This window comes from Listeria floridensis FSL S10-1187 (assembly GCF_000525875.1).
GTDB lineage: Bacteria > Bacillota > Bacilli > Lactobacillales > Listeriaceae > Listeria > Listeria floridensis.
This window is the reverse complement of the sequence record NZ_AODF01000015.1, coordinates 34,957-48,943: the sequence shown is the minus strand read 5'-3', so window position 1 is coordinate 48,943 and position 13,987 is coordinate 34,957. Positions and strand designations below refer to the sequence as shown.

The window sequence follows — 13,987 nt, the reverse complement described above, 5'->3', positions numbered from 1 at the left end:
CATTAAAATTCTGCAAGCTCGCGCATTTTATCTAAAACCTTATCCGGATTAATCATAAAGAATTTTTCCATTGTCGGTGAAAACGGCATTGCCGGCGTATCCGGTCCTGCAAGACGCATAATCGGCGCATCGAGATCAAACAAACAATGTTCCGAAATAATCGCCGCTACTTCCCCGATAATACTGCCTTCGAGGTTATCTTCCGTTACGAGAAGGACTTTCCCGGTTTTTTTAGCCGCCTCAATAATCGCTTCCTTGTCAAGCGGGTAAATCGTGCGCAGATCAAGAATATGCGCCTCATGCCCCTCGCTCTTAAGGCGTTCCGCAGCCTGCTGTGCAAATTCGACCGCAAGCCCGTACGTGATCACAGTAATGTCGTCGCCTTCACGAACCACATTTGCTTTCCCGATTGGAACCGTATAGTCTGTATCCGGAACCTCGCCTTTAAGCAGCCGATAAGCCCGCTTATGTTCAAAGAAAAGAACTGGATCATTATCACGTATCGCCGCTTTTAAAAGCCCTTTTGCATCATAAGGATTAGAAGGAATCACAATTTTTAGTCCCGGTTGACCAAAGAAAACCTTCTCAACCGATTGCGAGTGATAAAGCGCTCCGTGAACACCTCCGCCAAATGGAGCCCGAATAACCATCGGAACACTCCAATCATTATTCGACCGGTAGCGAATACGTGAAGCTTCCGAAATAATTTGATTGACCGCTGGCATAATGAAGTCCGCAAACTGCATCTCAGCTACTGGACGATAGCCGTACATAGCAGCACCAATCCCAACTCCGGCAATTGCCGATTCAGCAAGCGGTGTATCAATTACACGACCTTCGCCGAATTCGTCATAAAGACCGGCTGTTGCTTTAAACACGCCGCCCTTTTTTTCCAACATCTTCTCCTAAAACAAATACTTTTTCATCGCGTTCCATTTCCTCGCGAAGCGCCATTGTGATGGCATCAATATATGAAATGACTGGCATGTTTTATTCCTCCCCCGTACGTTCTTCATAAACATAAAGAAGTGCTGATTCCGGCTCAGAGTAAGGTGCATTTTCTGCATACTCTGTTGCTTCATTGACTTCCTTCGCAATCTCTTTTTCAAGCGCTTCTAAATCAGCTTCCGTCATAAAGCCTTCTTCAAGCAGCTGACTTTGGAAAATAAGTAGCGGATCATTCGCTTTTGCTGCATCCACTTCTTCACGTGAGCGGTACGAACGGTCATCATCATCTGACGAGTGAGGCGTAAAACGATAAGAAACTGTTTCAATTAAAGTCGGCCCTTCGCCGCTTCGTGCACGATCAACCGCTTTTTTGAATGCTGTATATACAGCCCCAATATCATTTCCGCTGACACGTTCACCCGGAATTCCGTATCCAAGCGCTCGATCAGACAGTTTTTCCGCTGCATATTGCTTTTCAGCAGGTACGCTAATCGCGTATTTATTATTATGAATCACGTAAACAACCGGAAGTTTGTGTACACTTGCAAAGTTGATTCCTTCATGGAAATCTCCTTGGTTTGATGAACCTTCCCCAGTTGATGTATAGGCTACAATTTTATCTCCGGCCATTTTTGCTGCAAGTCCGATTCCAGCTGCGTGAGGAAACTGTGTCGTTACCGGTGAACTTTGCGTTACAATGCGGTTTTTCTTTTGCCCAAAGTGAGCCGGCATTTGACGTCCGCCCGAATTCGGATCTTCCGCTTTCGCGAATGCAGAGAGCATCACATCACGTGCTGTCATACCGAAAGCAAGCACTACAGCCAAGTCGCGATAATATGGCAAGCAGTAATCCTTATCCAAATCAAATGCATAGGCTGCCCCGATTTGAGCAATTTCTTGACCTTGCCCAGAAATTGTAAACGGAATCTTCCCAGAACGATTTAATAGCCAAATCCGCTCATCTAATCTTCTAGCAAGTAATGTCGTACGAAACATTTCTTGTAATTTATCTTTTGACAATCCTGTATCTTTTAAAGCCATTATCTTTCCTCCTATACGTCACCCGATTTTCATTTAACCGTGAATTTGATTGCCATCAACAGCAAGCGCCGCTTCTCCGAATGCTTCTGAAAGCGTTGGATGCGGATGGATCGTCTCACCAATTTCCCAAGGAGTCGCATCAAGAACTTGTGCAAGCGCAGCCTCACTGATCATATCCGTTACATGCGGTCCGATCATCGAAACGCCAAGCAGATCATCTGTTTTTTCATTCGCAACAACTTTAATGAAACCATCAGATTCACCGAACACAAGCGCTTTTCCGATCCCGCGGAAGAAGAACTTGCCTTTCTTAATATCATATCCGCGTTCTTTTGCTATATCTTCGCTAATTCCAACACTTGCAATTTCAGGCGAGGTATAAATACAACGCGGCACGAGATCATAATCAAGCGGCTTAACGGCTTCACCCGCAATATAATTCGCTGCAATAATCCCTTCATGCATTGCAACATGTGCTAGTTGAAGCGTTGGGATACAGTCACCGATTGCAAACATATGACTTTCCTTCGTTTGAAATCTTTCATTCACTTGGATAAAGCCGCGTTCCACGACTACATCTGTATTTTCTAAACCGATATTTTCAACATTAGCTGCACGTCCTACAGAAACTAGCATTTTTTCCGCAGTAAAAGTTTGCTTTTCACCTTTTACAAGCGCATCAATGGATACCGTTCCTGCTTCTTTTACAAGTGAATCCGCTTGTACCTCAGCACTTGTAATCATTTTGATTTTCTTTTTCTTGAAAAGACGTGTCAGTTCTTTCGAGATTTCTTTATCCTCAGTTGGGATAATCCGATCTGCATATTCGACCACCGTAACATCTACACCAAAATCATGTAGCATGGATGCCCATTCCATTCCAATGACACCGCCGCCGACGATAATAATTGATTTTGGAAGTTCTTCCATTTGAAGCGCACCGTCAGAAGAAAACACATCTACTTCATCGAGCTCAAGTCCTTTCAAAGAACGTGGTCGTGAACCCGTTGCGATAATCAAGTTTTTCGGAATGATCATTTCATTTTCAGAGCCATCATTAAACTCAATCGAAATCGTTCCAGCAGTAGGCGAAAAAATGGATGGACCAAGAATTGTTCCCGTTCCTTCATAAAGATCTATTTTACCTTTTTTAAACAGCTGATGGATACCAGTTGTGAGCTGATCAACAATTTGATTCTTCCGTTCAATTGCTTTCAGGAAATTCACAGAAGAGCTTCCTTCTACCGAAATACCGAATTCTTCTGCCTTTTTAACCGTTTGAAAAACCTCAGCCGAGCGCAGAAGTGCTTTGCTTGGAATACAACCACGATGCAAACACGTTCCGCCAAGACGGTCTTTTTCGACAACCGCAACTGTCAGTCCTTTTTTTGCGGCTTCGATTGCTGCTACATATCCGCCTGTTCCTCCGCCTAAAACAACGACATCATATTCTTTTGCCATTCTTGTTCCTCCTTTTAATACTCTTTTGCTTGTTCAACTTTCGCTAAGATGCGCTGTGTACCTTCATTCAAAGCTTTTAACTCATCTTCGCCAGGTGAAAGAATCACTCGACCAATCCAAGAAACAAGCTCCGTTACTTTATCCGTAAATGCTTGGCTGCGTGCAAGACCGCCAGTCAAAATAATCCCATCGAAATTTCCTTTAAAATAAACCGATACAGCTGCAATTTCTTTGCTGACTTGAATCGCCATCGCATCAAAAACGAGCGCCGCTTCCGCGTCACCAGCTTCAATCCGACGTTCAATTTCACGCATATCATTAGTTCCAAAGTAAGAAATGATTCCGCCTTCCCCGACAAGCTGCTTTTGCATCTCTGCTTTACTTGCTCCTGGCTCAAAACAAGCCTCAAGAAAAGCCGACATTGGAAGTGTTCCTGAACGTTCAGGACTAAATGGTCCCTCTCCGCCAAGCGCATTATTGACATCAATCGCTTCGCCGCCAAGATGCGCAGCAACCGAAATTCCGCCGCCAAGATGCGCAATCACAAACCGACTTTCTTCATACGTTTTCCCGAGCTGCTTGGCTACTTTTCGCGCCGTTGCTTTATGATTTAAGGCGTGAAAAATGCTAATCCGTTCATAAGCTGCGTGTCCTGATATCCTTGAAGTCGGGATAAGCTCATCTACAACAACCGGATCAACGATATAAGCTTTGATACCAAGTGGAGTACTTAAATCCTTTGCGATCAAACCACCAAGATTACTGGCATGCTGACCTGAAACTCCAATTTTAAGATCATTCACCATCTTTTTTGTAACCTCGTAGGTTCCACCTTTCAGCGGACGAAGTAAGCCTCCCCGACCAACGACAGCATCGAGTTCCGCTAGTTTAAAACCGGTTTGCTCTAATCGCTCAACAATTGCCTCTTTGCGAAAGTCAAGCTGATCCAAAATGGTTTCAAATTTCTTTAACTCATCAAACGAATGACGCATTTCTTCTTCAAAACGAAGTTCCTCTCCATCATAAATTGCAATTTTTGTGGATGTCGAACCTGGATTGATTGCAAGAACTGTGTGAGACATTTTTTACCCCCTTTAAGCACTTTTACGATGAAAAATCAGCTAAATCAAGCTTCATTTGTGAAATTCGATTTATGTTGTCAGTCTATTCAGTACCATTGTAACACGAGGGTTTAAGAGAAAAAAAACCGTTTGCATCAAATTAAAAGAAAACGCTTTATTCACATTTGTTTATCATATTCAGACCATTCTGCCAGTTAACAAAAACGACATCAATTTATTCTCTGCAGAATCACTTCTTGAAGAAATGACAATCGGAGCCTTCGCGCCGATAACCGAGCTCGCAACCTTCGCACCTCCGAAGTAAACAAGCGCCTTATAAAGCGCGTTACCCGTTTCAATGTTTGGGACAACGAGAATATCAGCATCACCCGCTGCCGGATTGTCAATTCCCTTATGAAGTGCTGCTTCTTTTGATACCGCAACATCGAGTGCAAGCGGACCAGCAGCATCAAGTTCTGAATATTCCTCTTCCATAAATTTTAAAAGCGCCTCTGCGTCGACCGTAGACGGCATCTTAGCTGTTACTTTTTCCACAGCACTCAAAAAAACAACTTTCGGCGACTTAACCCCAAATTTCCGCACAGCTTCCACCGCATTGGCCGTAATTTGCTTTTTCTCTTCCAAACTCGGGGCAATATTCATCGCACAGTCAGTAATAAAAATCGGCTTATGATAGCTCGGTACCTCAAACATGGCGATTTGCGAAAGCAATTTATCCGTTCGAAGCCCTTCTTCTTTGGCAAGAACTGCGCGAAGGATGGTTGCCGTCGCCACAAAACCCTTGACGAGCACATCTGCTTTTCCTTCACGCACCGCGCGTACCGCTTGCCCGGCCGCATCTTCATCAGAACTTGCTTCAAACACCTTTACCTGATTTTCATCATAAACAACCTCTCCCGGACCGAACAGCAAAAAATTTCCCAGTCCTTTTTGAAGCGCCAAATCCACAGTTTCTTTGATGACCGGATCATTTGCACCCGCCACCGCATAAGTCCTTTTAACCGCGATATTTGTTTCTAAAAGTGATTTCCCTTCCATGACAACTCCCCCTCTAGTATGTTTCACACAAAAAAGGCTTCATCTAGAATTAGCAGTTGTTTTTATGACCTGGTAATAAAATCACCATTTCATCATAAACAAAAACTCTCCCATATGCAAGCCGTTTTGTCTTATTTATGTGTTTTCTTGATTGCATTTGCTTGTTCAATCATTTCTTCCGCGTGTTCTTTCGCAAGTTTAGTCACTTCTGTTCCAGCAATCATGCGACCGATTTCAAGCACCTTATCCTGACCTGACAGTTGCTTAACGAGCGTGATCGTCCGTTTATTTTGAACCTGTTTTGCAATATAAAAATGATGATCTGCCATTGCAGCTACTTGAGGCAGATGTGAAATACACAAAACTTGAGAACCAATTGAAACAGCATAAATTTTTTCGGCAATCGCTTGAGCGACGCGTCCACTAACTCCGGTATCGACTTCATCAAAAATAATCGAGGTAATGCCTTGGTGCCGCGAAAAAATCGTCTTGAGCGCGAGCATCATTCGCGAAAGCTCGCCGCCGGAAGCCACTTTCGAAATTGGTTTAACCGGTTCGCCTGGATTGGTCGACATATAAAAGACTGCATCATCCGTTCCGTTTTCTTGAAAATCGTTTAATGTTTCAAAATGTACTTCAAAGATTGCTTTTTCCATATAGAGCTGCTGCAATTCCTGTTTGATTTGTTTTTCAAGCTTTTCAGCAGCCTCGCGCCGAACTTTGGATAAGCGTTCCGCTTTCTTAGTCAGACTTGCCTGTAAGCTTTGTACTTTTTGTTCAAGTGCATCGACATTACGCTCGCTGTTTTCAAGCTGCTCGATTTCTGTGCTGATTTCTGATTGGTATTGAATGATATCTTCAATCGTCTTACCGTATTTGCGCTTCAGCTGACTTAATTCAGCCAAGCGATTTTCAATATCGTTCAACTCTTCCGGCTGAAATTCTAGTTGGTCAAGTGCTTGCCGAATTTCCAAGACCGCATCCTCAAGTTGATAATAGCTCGAGGCCACGCTTTCCTGCAAATCTGCGTAATCCTCTGTGACGGTTCGAGCTGCTTCAAGTTCGCGCATCGCCTCGCCTGTATACGACAACCCGCCTGGATCACCTGTCAGTGCGTTATATGCTGTTCCTAAACTATCCGACAGCTTTTCAAAGTTAACCAGCCGGTTTTTTTGCTGCAACAACGCTTCTTCTTCGCCGGAACTAAGTCCTGCTTCTCGAATCTCTTGTTCTTGAAAATGTAGCATATCCAGACGTTGCGCCATTTCTCTTTCATTTTTAGTGAAGTTGCGTAGCTCTTTTGAGGCCCGCTGATAAGCTAAAAAGTCAGTTTGATAGTCTAGAAGTGGCTTGGCTAGCTCTTTTTGCGCAAATCGATCGAGCAGCGTCAAATGAAACTCATCATGCATCAATTCTTGGTGTTCATGCTGCGTATGAATATCGAGTAGCTTCGTTCCGATATCACGTAAAAGTGTCGTTGTGACAAGCTTTCCGTTTACTCGGCAAACATTTTTTCCAGACTTAAAAACGGTTCGTTCAAGTACGACACTATCGTCCGAAAAATCAATTCCGTTTTCAGCTAACACTGCCGTAACCGCTTTATTTTCTTTCGGCAGCTCAAACAAACCTTCAAGCGACAGTTTATCTTCCCCGTGTCGAATAAACTGGCTCGAGCCTCGTCCACCGACAAGAAGACCCAGAGCATCAATAATAATCGACTTCCCTGCGCCTGTCTCCCCGGTTAAAACTGTCATCCCTTCTTCAAAAGAAAGCGAAAGGGATTCGATGATTGCGAAATTGTGGATGGTTAATTCCTGTAACATCCCTTCATCAACCTTTCATTAAAGCATTTCAATTAAACGTTCCGATAGCTTGATTGCATCCTTCTCTGAGCGGCAAATAATGAGACAAGTATCATCGCCACAAAGCGTACCTGCTTTTTCCGTCCAGTTTAAGTTATCAAGCAAAGCCCCAATCGCATTTCCATTTCCCGGCATAACTTTCAAAATCAAAATAAATTGAACTGTGTCGACACTGATAAAGCAGTCAACGAGCGCTCGCTTCAGCTTTTGCTGCGGGTTGAATTTATTGTCGGCAGGCAAACTGTATTTGTATGTTCCATTTTGCGTCGGAACCTTCACAAGATGAAGCTCTTTAATGTCCCGAGATATAGTCGCTTGTGTCACTTTCACATCACGTTTTTGCAAAAGCTCGACCAGCTCTTCTTGCGTATCAATCTCATGTGACGTTACAAGTTCTCGAATAATAATATGACGATGGCCTTTATTCATTATTTTATCACCTCGCGAAATTTTTTCTATCTCCATCTTATCGGAAAAATCGCACAATGTCACGGATTTAACGCAAATTTTTTCAGGAGAATTTTGGAAATTTTTATTCATAATCGCTCATAAAACCTGCAAATTCTATTCAAGCTACGCAAAAACACCTGTTTCTCCATCGATGTTTCATTGAAACATGTGGAAAAACAGGTGCTTCTCTGTTAAATTAAGGCAGAATTGGAATATCTAAAGTTAGATTTTGTAAACTATCCTTTGAAGAGAAATACGGAGCCGCAATGATATTTTTATCTTTCAAACTAGCAGGAATATAGCCGCTGTATTTCTTACCGCCAAATACTGCATTTGCGTCGTTGATTCCGACATACATTTGCGTATCAAATGGCAGTTTATCCATTGTATAGCTTGTCAAAATTTTCGATGTTGTGATCGTTTTAAGCACACGTCCATCACGATCATAAACCGTCAGCCCAGTTGAATATGCTTTCTCAGAAGTATCGAAAACACCGTTTTGATTGGCATCTGTGAATATTTTACCTGTTAGTTGCGGCAGTTTGCGAATACCAAAATCAAAATTGGTAGTTTTCGTAAACTTGAAGCCAGTCAAATCATAGGTATCTCCATTTAAATCTACTTTAATCACACGTGTTGCTGGGAGCGCACTCACTACGTTCATGATTTGCTTCGTCATGTTAAGCGAAGTTTGAACATCCGCCTCGAGATACTTATCAATGTTCAACGCAGAAACTGCACGAATTGCTTCTGGAACATATTTTGCGACCGACTTAAGATATTCATTATCAGGAGCTGTTGCTGCATCACCAGTCGCAATTAACGAAGGATCATCGAGTAATTTTTCAACATCGCCTGTTGTAAGAATTGAAACAAGCGCATTGATCTTGCTAAGATTTCCAAGCAAATCACCTAGTGTTAAGTTAAACGGCGAACGCATCATGATATACATGCCGGAATCCACATTCGGAAGCTGAATTGCTGCACCTTTTGCACTTGTACGGAATAAAATCGCATCTTCAATATCAAGACTTCCGCTAAGCGCACTTGTAATTTGACTGTTCAAGTTAAAATCATTTAAACGTCCGCTTTGAATCAAATCAGCTGTCTTCTCTAAATTGATGAAGATAACCGTTTTGCCGTTCATGATGCTCTCATTTGCATCTTTAACACCATTAATATTCAAATCTTCAAATGGCGTTACCGTTAAGTTCGCTGTTCTTTTTGCTGCCAAGTCTTGAAATCCCATCAATTGGTTGACATTCACTTGAACAATGCCAGCTGTTTTTGTTCCATCGGCATTTGCAAGCGAACTTGATTGCACAACCGGTTTCAAATTCGTTTCAAAACCGTAACGCATAAAATAGGTGCCTTTCGCAAGCTTCGTAAAGCTATACATTCCTACTGCATTCGTTGTTGTTTTTGCTACAGCATTTTGGTCATTCTTAGCATCATCTGCTGTTTTATACAATGCTACTTGAATTTTCGGAATTGAAAGCTCAAGTTTTGCAAGTTCCTTTACCCCATTGCCATTTTTATCCAAAAAGACAGAACCTGTGACTCCATAGATCGATGCGTTAAAAAACGCCGAACCAGTTGCTGGTGCAATTGTCGTAAAAACTAAAAGTGAGAGTAATAGTACACAAAACAGTTTTTTTTAGACCCTTTTTTAAACAAATAAACCCCTCCTTGTGAAGTAAAACCTGTTTGCTGCGTTGCTTACCATAAAAAAGTCATTTCAATCAATTTTGTCATCGCATCAGTCCCTTTCTAGTTGCCGTTATCAACCATAGTATACCATATAATAAAATACTTTATAAACCAAAAATAACCAGAATTGAAAAAGCGTTTGAACAATTGGAAGTCTATCCCCGTCGTTCAAACACTTTTCATTAATTATTTTCTTTTTTTCTTATCTAACTCCAGATGTGCACGTTTTACAGTTTCTGCAAACGAATCATCGCCGATAAAGTTCGTTCCTTGCTTTTCAAAATCTCCGCCCCACACAAGATGAGCAATAAATTCAATATTGCCTTCTCCACCCGTAATCGGCGAAAAATCAAGTCCTTGTACATCAAATCCATTTTCGAGAGCGAATGATAAAATATCGTGAATAACCGCTTCATGAATCTTTGGATCACGAATGACCCCCTTTTTCCCAACTTGTTCTTTACCTGCTTCAAATTGTGGCTTGATAAGTGTCATCACATCCCCATTTGATTGAAGCACCGTTCGTAGTACTGGCAAAATCAATTTCAGTGATATAAAGGAAACATCGATCGTCGCAAAATCCGCGAGACCTTCCAAAAAATCAGCTGGAGTTACGTGTCTAAAGTTCGTCCGCTCCATAACCGTTACTCGGCTGTCGCTTCGCAGTTTCCACGCGAGCTGATTATAACCGACATCAAGCGCATAAGAGTGGCGTGCTCCATTTTGCAAGGCGCAATCAGTGAATCCGCCCGTTGAGGCACCGATATCAAGCATTAATTTATCTCTAACATCAAAGTCAAAAACAGCAAGCGCCTTTTCAAGTTTTAACCCGCCTCGGCTCACATAAGGCAACGTTTCGCCTTTTACGCGTAACTCGCTGTCGACAGGGATTTTTTCTCCTGGTTTATCAACAAGCGTATCTGTCCGAAAAACAATTCCAGCCATGATCGCTCGTTTTGCCTTTTCACGTGTTTCAAACAAACCTTGTTCCACCAAAAGAACATCTGCACGTTCTTTTTTCACATTCATTCAGTTCGCCTCAAGCTTTCTGAAACGCGCAAGCATTTCCGTGATTTTTCGTTCAATATGCTGTTTTGAAACCCCATGTTCTTCGAGTAGCAACTCCACCGAACCATGACTAATAAATTCATCTGGAAGACCAATCCTATGAATAACCGCATCATCATATCCTTCTGCCTCAGCAAACTCAAGCACTGCACTACCAAATCCGCCTGCAAGAAGGGCTTCTTCGACAGTTAGAATGGCTAGTTTCCGATTCAAGAAATCTCGCAGCATGGCTTCATCTAACGGCTTAATGAAGCGAGCATTGACAACACCTACTCCAAGCCCCTGCTGATTTAGTTTCTTCGCTGCTTGAAGTGCCATCTCAATCGTCGTACCAAATGTAATAATCACGGCATTGGTCGGTTCGATTAACAATTCAAAACTTCCAATCGGAAGCGTTTCTTGATTTTTCTTTACTTCCATACCGGTAGCAGTTCCACGTGGAAAGCGTAGCGCAAATGGTCCGTCAAACTCATGGGCCGTTTGCAGCAAATGATAGGCTTCCTGTTCATCTTTCGGCATTGCAATCACGATATTTGGAATACTGCGCAAGAAAGCAATATCAAAGATCCCTTGATGGGTTTCTCCGTCGCCGCCGACAAGGCCTGCACGGTCAATACCAATTAAAACATTCAAATTTTGACGACAGACATCATGAACGACTTGATCGTAACCACGCTGAAGAAAAGTCGAATAAATTGCAAGAAACGGCTTCAAACCTTCCGCAGCGATCCCTGCAGCTAGTGTAACCGCATGCTGTTCTGCAATTCCAACATCAAAGAAACGATCCGGGAATTCCTTCGCAAACTTTTCAAGTTTTGAACCAACGGGCATAGCAGGTGTAATCGCTACGATCCGTCCATCTTCGCGAGCAAGTTCTAAAATACCGTCGCTAATCACTTCACTCCACGCAGGAGCATTTGAGACCGGTTTAATAAAGTCACCTGTTTCAATTTTATAAGGACCGTGCCGTGCCAAGCCCCGCTTCGATCCGTCTCAGCTGGTTCATAGCCTTTTCCTTTTGTTGTGACAACATGAATCAGCGTTGGCCCTTTCACTTTCTTAGCAAACTCCAGATTCGTAATCAGATCTTGGTAGTCATGTCCATTTACAGGACCAAGATAAGTAAAGCCCATCTCCTCAAAGAACGTTCCTTGAACAAGCAAATATTTGATGCTATCTTTGATCCGTTCCGCCATATTGGCAATCCGGTCGCCGGCTTGCGGAATTCGCTTCATCGCTGCTTCCACATCTTTTTTAGCACGTTTAAACTTGCCTGAGGTACGGAGCTTTCCAAGCATATTGTGCATGGCACCTACATTAGGCGCAATCGACATATTATTATCATTTAAAATGACAATTACTTCTTTACCCATATCTCCAATGTGATTCAGCGCTTCAAGTGCCATACCGCCTGTCAGTGCCCCATCACCGATGATTGGAACAACATGATAATCCTCATGCTTTATATCGCGTGCAATTGCCATCCCTGCAGCAGCAGAAAGCGAAGTCGAACTGTGTCCCGTTTCAAACACATCATGAATTGACTCTTTTCGCTTTGGAAACCCGTCTAAACCGCCATGCTGACGCAGTGTATCGAACTTTTCGGCCCTACCCGTCAAAATTTTATGGACATACGACTGATGCCCGACATCAAAAATAAATTTATCTTTTGGGCTGGAAAAAGAATAATGGAGAGCAATTGTAAGCTCCACCACACCTAGATTCGGTCCAATATGACCGCCCGTTACGGAAGTCGATTCAATCAGAAATTTACGTACATCTTCTGACAGAGCTTCAAGCTCTGGAATCGTCATCTTTTTCAAGAAGGCCGGATCCTTAATTTTTAAAAGATCCAATCCAAACCACTCACTTTCATTCCGATTTTAATCAAAATAAGAAAAAACGCCCGAAAAAAGGGCTTTTCCAACTTTTCTTTATTAATTGACACTATTATATCATTTCTCCAGTCGTTCACCAAGCAAATTCAAAATTCTTTCACGAAAAGCAAAAAAAGCAACCCCGCAAGCGGGATTGCTTTTTAAAAGTCAAAATAAATGTGGCTTACGCTTTTTCAACGTTAGCAGCTTGAGGTCCGCGAGCGCCTTCTTCAACGTCGAAAGTTACTGCTTGACCTTCTTCAAGAGTTTTGAATCCGTCACCTTGAATAGCGCTGAAATGTACGAATACATCGTCTCCGCCTTCACGTTCGATAAATCCAAATCCTTTTTCTGCGTTAAACCATTTTACTGTACCTTGTTCCATGTTAATTTCCTCCTCGTGTGTTTCGCACACATATATTGTACTATTCTTGCTTAACGGCACGAGATTGGAAAGTTGTTCAACTTTGTATCTTTACCCACAAAAATAATGCTCTTTAATAATAACATGGTTCAAACGGAAAAGCAACCATTGTTCCATTAAATTGCACAAAAATTGCTACAGATATCTAATATGTACGTTTCACAATCCAATCAGCCAGTTCCATCAGCCACGTATCTTTTAATCCGTGCCCCGAAAGTGCAGCGACGGCAATGTGATAATGCTCCTCAAGAGCTTTTTTAAGCTCCGTCAAGCGTAAGCAAGCTTGGATACGTGCTCTTCGAAAGCTCTGCATCTTTTCCAGCTTCTTTCCCAAGCGTAGCCGTGTCTCCTATCACATCAAGGATATCGTCGCAAATTTGGAAAGCAATCCCAATATTCTCTGCAAAAACTTGAAGCCGCTTCGTCTCTTCTTCGTTCGCTCCGCCGATAACACTTCCCGCATAAACAGCCGAACAAAGTAGCGCTCCGGTTTTACGACGATGAATTGCCGCAAGCTCATCAAGCGTAAGCTGTTTCTTTTCTCCGAGAATATCTGCCTGCTGGCCGCCAACCATTCCAAAAGCTCCAGCACTAAACGCTAAATTTTGAATAATTTCAAGTCGTTTTAACTCAGAAATTTCATCCGCCTCGGATAACTCCGTAAATGCGAGCGTTAAAAGAGCATCCCCCGCAAGAATGGCTGCTGCTTCACCAAAGACCTTATGATTTGTCAGTTTTCCTCGCCTATAGTCATCGTTATCCATTGACGGCAAATCATCATGAATCAAGCTGTACGTATGAATCATTTCAAGCGCACTGGCAGGACGAACACCAAGCAACATATCCCCTTGAAGCGCTTCAATAGTAGCAAAGACAAGCAACGGTCTAATCCGTTTTCCACCCGCTAAAAGCGAGTAGCTCATCGCTTCCTTCAAGCTAGGTTCAATATCGCGGTCAAGCGCTTCCGCTAACCGTTCTTCTACTAGTACCTTATAATATCTGCTAAATTCCCGAAATTCCAAAGCG

The 13,987-nt window shown here is 42.6% G+C and carries 9 protein-coding genes and 3 pseudogenes; all 12 read right to left on the bottom strand.

Features of this window, described 5'->3' with window-relative positions:
- Positions 1–2 precede the first annotated feature (2 nt).
- The 12 genes and pseudogenes from MFLO_RS07325 to MFLO_RS07270 all read right to left on the bottom strand — a co-directional run bounded on the left by MFLO_RS07325 (position 3) and on the right by MFLO_RS07270 (position 13,983).
- Positions 3–987, bottom strand: a pseudogene (locus MFLO_RS07325) (alpha-ketoacid dehydrogenase subunit beta).
- 3 nt (positions 988–990) lie between these two features.
- Positions 991–1,989, bottom strand: coding sequence for a thiamine pyrophosphate-dependent dehydrogenase E1 component subunit alpha (locus tag MFLO_RS07320; RefSeq protein WP_036097301.1), 999 nt, complete (start codon positions 1,987–1,989; stop codon positions 991–993).
- Positions 1,990–2,022: 33 nt separating this feature from the next.
- Positions 2,023–3,450 (bottom strand): dihydrolipoyl dehydrogenase, encoded by a 1,428-nt coding sequence (gene lpdA, locus MFLO_RS07315; protein ID WP_036097300.1) that lies wholly within the window; start codon positions 3,448–3,450, stop codon positions 2,023–2,025.
- A 14-nt stretch (positions 3,451–3,464) separates the two neighbouring features.
- Positions 3,465–4,532 (bottom strand): butyrate kinase, encoded by a 1,068-nt coding sequence (gene buk / locus MFLO_RS07310; RefSeq protein WP_036097299.1) that lies wholly within the window; start codon positions 4,530–4,532, stop codon positions 3,465–3,467.
- A gap of 177 nt (positions 4,533–4,709) precedes the next feature.
- Positions 4,710–5,570 (bottom strand): phosphate acyltransferase, encoded by an 861-nt coding sequence (locus tag MFLO_RS07305; RefSeq protein ID WP_036097298.1) that lies wholly within the window; start codon positions 5,568–5,570, stop codon positions 4,710–4,712.
- Between the two features lie 131 nt (positions 5,571–5,701).
- Positions 5,702–7,393, bottom strand: a complete 1,692-nt coding sequence (gene recN, locus MFLO_RS07300) for a DNA repair protein RecN (RefSeq protein WP_036097297.1) — start codon at positions 7,391–7,393, stop codon at positions 5,702–5,704.
- An 18-nt stretch (positions 7,394–7,411) separates the two neighbouring features.
- The gene (ahrC, locus tag MFLO_RS07295) at positions 7,412–7,861 is read right to left on the bottom strand and encodes a transcriptional regulator AhrC/ArgR (protein WP_036097334.1); all 450 of its coding nucleotides are present in this window, start codon (positions 7,859–7,861) and stop codon (positions 7,412–7,414) included.
- A gap of 217 nt (positions 7,862–8,078) precedes the next feature.
- Positions 8,079–9,425 (bottom strand): SdrD B-like domain-containing protein, encoded by a 1,347-nt coding sequence (locus tag MFLO_RS07290; protein ID WP_036097296.1) that lies wholly within the window; start codon positions 9,423–9,425, stop codon positions 8,079–8,081.
- Between the two features lie 353 nt (positions 9,426–9,778).
- On the bottom strand, positions 9,779–10,621 hold the full coding sequence (locus MFLO_RS07285) for a TlyA family RNA methyltransferase (RefSeq protein WP_036097295.1): 843 nt from the start codon (positions 10,619–10,621) through the stop codon (positions 9,779–9,781).
- Positions 10,622–12,483: pseudogene (dxs, locus tag MFLO_RS07280) on the bottom strand (1-deoxy-D-xylulose-5-phosphate synthase).
- A gap of 238 nt (positions 12,484–12,721) precedes the next feature.
- On the bottom strand, positions 12,722–12,922 hold the full coding sequence (locus MFLO_RS07275; RefSeq protein ID WP_036097294.1) for a cold-shock protein: 201 nt from the start codon (positions 12,920–12,922) through the stop codon (positions 12,722–12,724).
- A 184-nt stretch (positions 12,923–13,106) separates the two neighbouring features.
- Positions 13,107–13,983, bottom strand: a pseudogene (locus MFLO_RS07270) (polyprenyl synthetase family protein).
- Positions 13,984–13,987: the final 4 nt, after the last annotated feature.

Coding starts and splice junctions, on each gene's coding strand:
- MFLO_RS07320 (WP_036097301.1), bottom strand. CDS start 1,989: ATGGCTTTAAAAGATACAGGATTGTCAAAAGATAAATTACAAGAAATG.
- MFLO_RS07275 (WP_036097294.1), bottom strand. CDS start 12,922: ATGGAACAAGGTACAGTAAAATGGTTTAACGCAGAAAAAGGATTTGGA.
- buk (WP_036097299.1), bottom strand. CDS start 4,532: ATGTCTCACACAGTTCTTGCAATCAATCCAGGTTCGACATCCACAAAA.
- ahrC (WP_036097334.1), bottom strand. CDS start 7,861: ATGAATAAAGGCCATCGTCATATTATTATTCGAGAACTTGTAACGTCA.
- MFLO_RS07285 (WP_036097295.1), bottom strand. CDS start 10,621: ATGAATGTGAAAAAAGAACGTGCAGATGTTCTTTTGGTGGAACAAGGT.
- recN (WP_036097297.1), bottom strand. CDS start 7,393: ATGTTACAGGAATTAACCATCCACAATTTCGCAATCATCGAATCCCTT.
- lpdA (WP_036097300.1), bottom strand. CDS start 3,450: ATGGCAAAAGAATATGATGTCGTTGTTTTAGGCGGAGGAACAGGCGGA.
- MFLO_RS07305 (WP_036097298.1), bottom strand. CDS start 5,570: ATGGAAGGGAAATCACTTTTAGAAACAAATATCGCGGTTAAAAGGACT.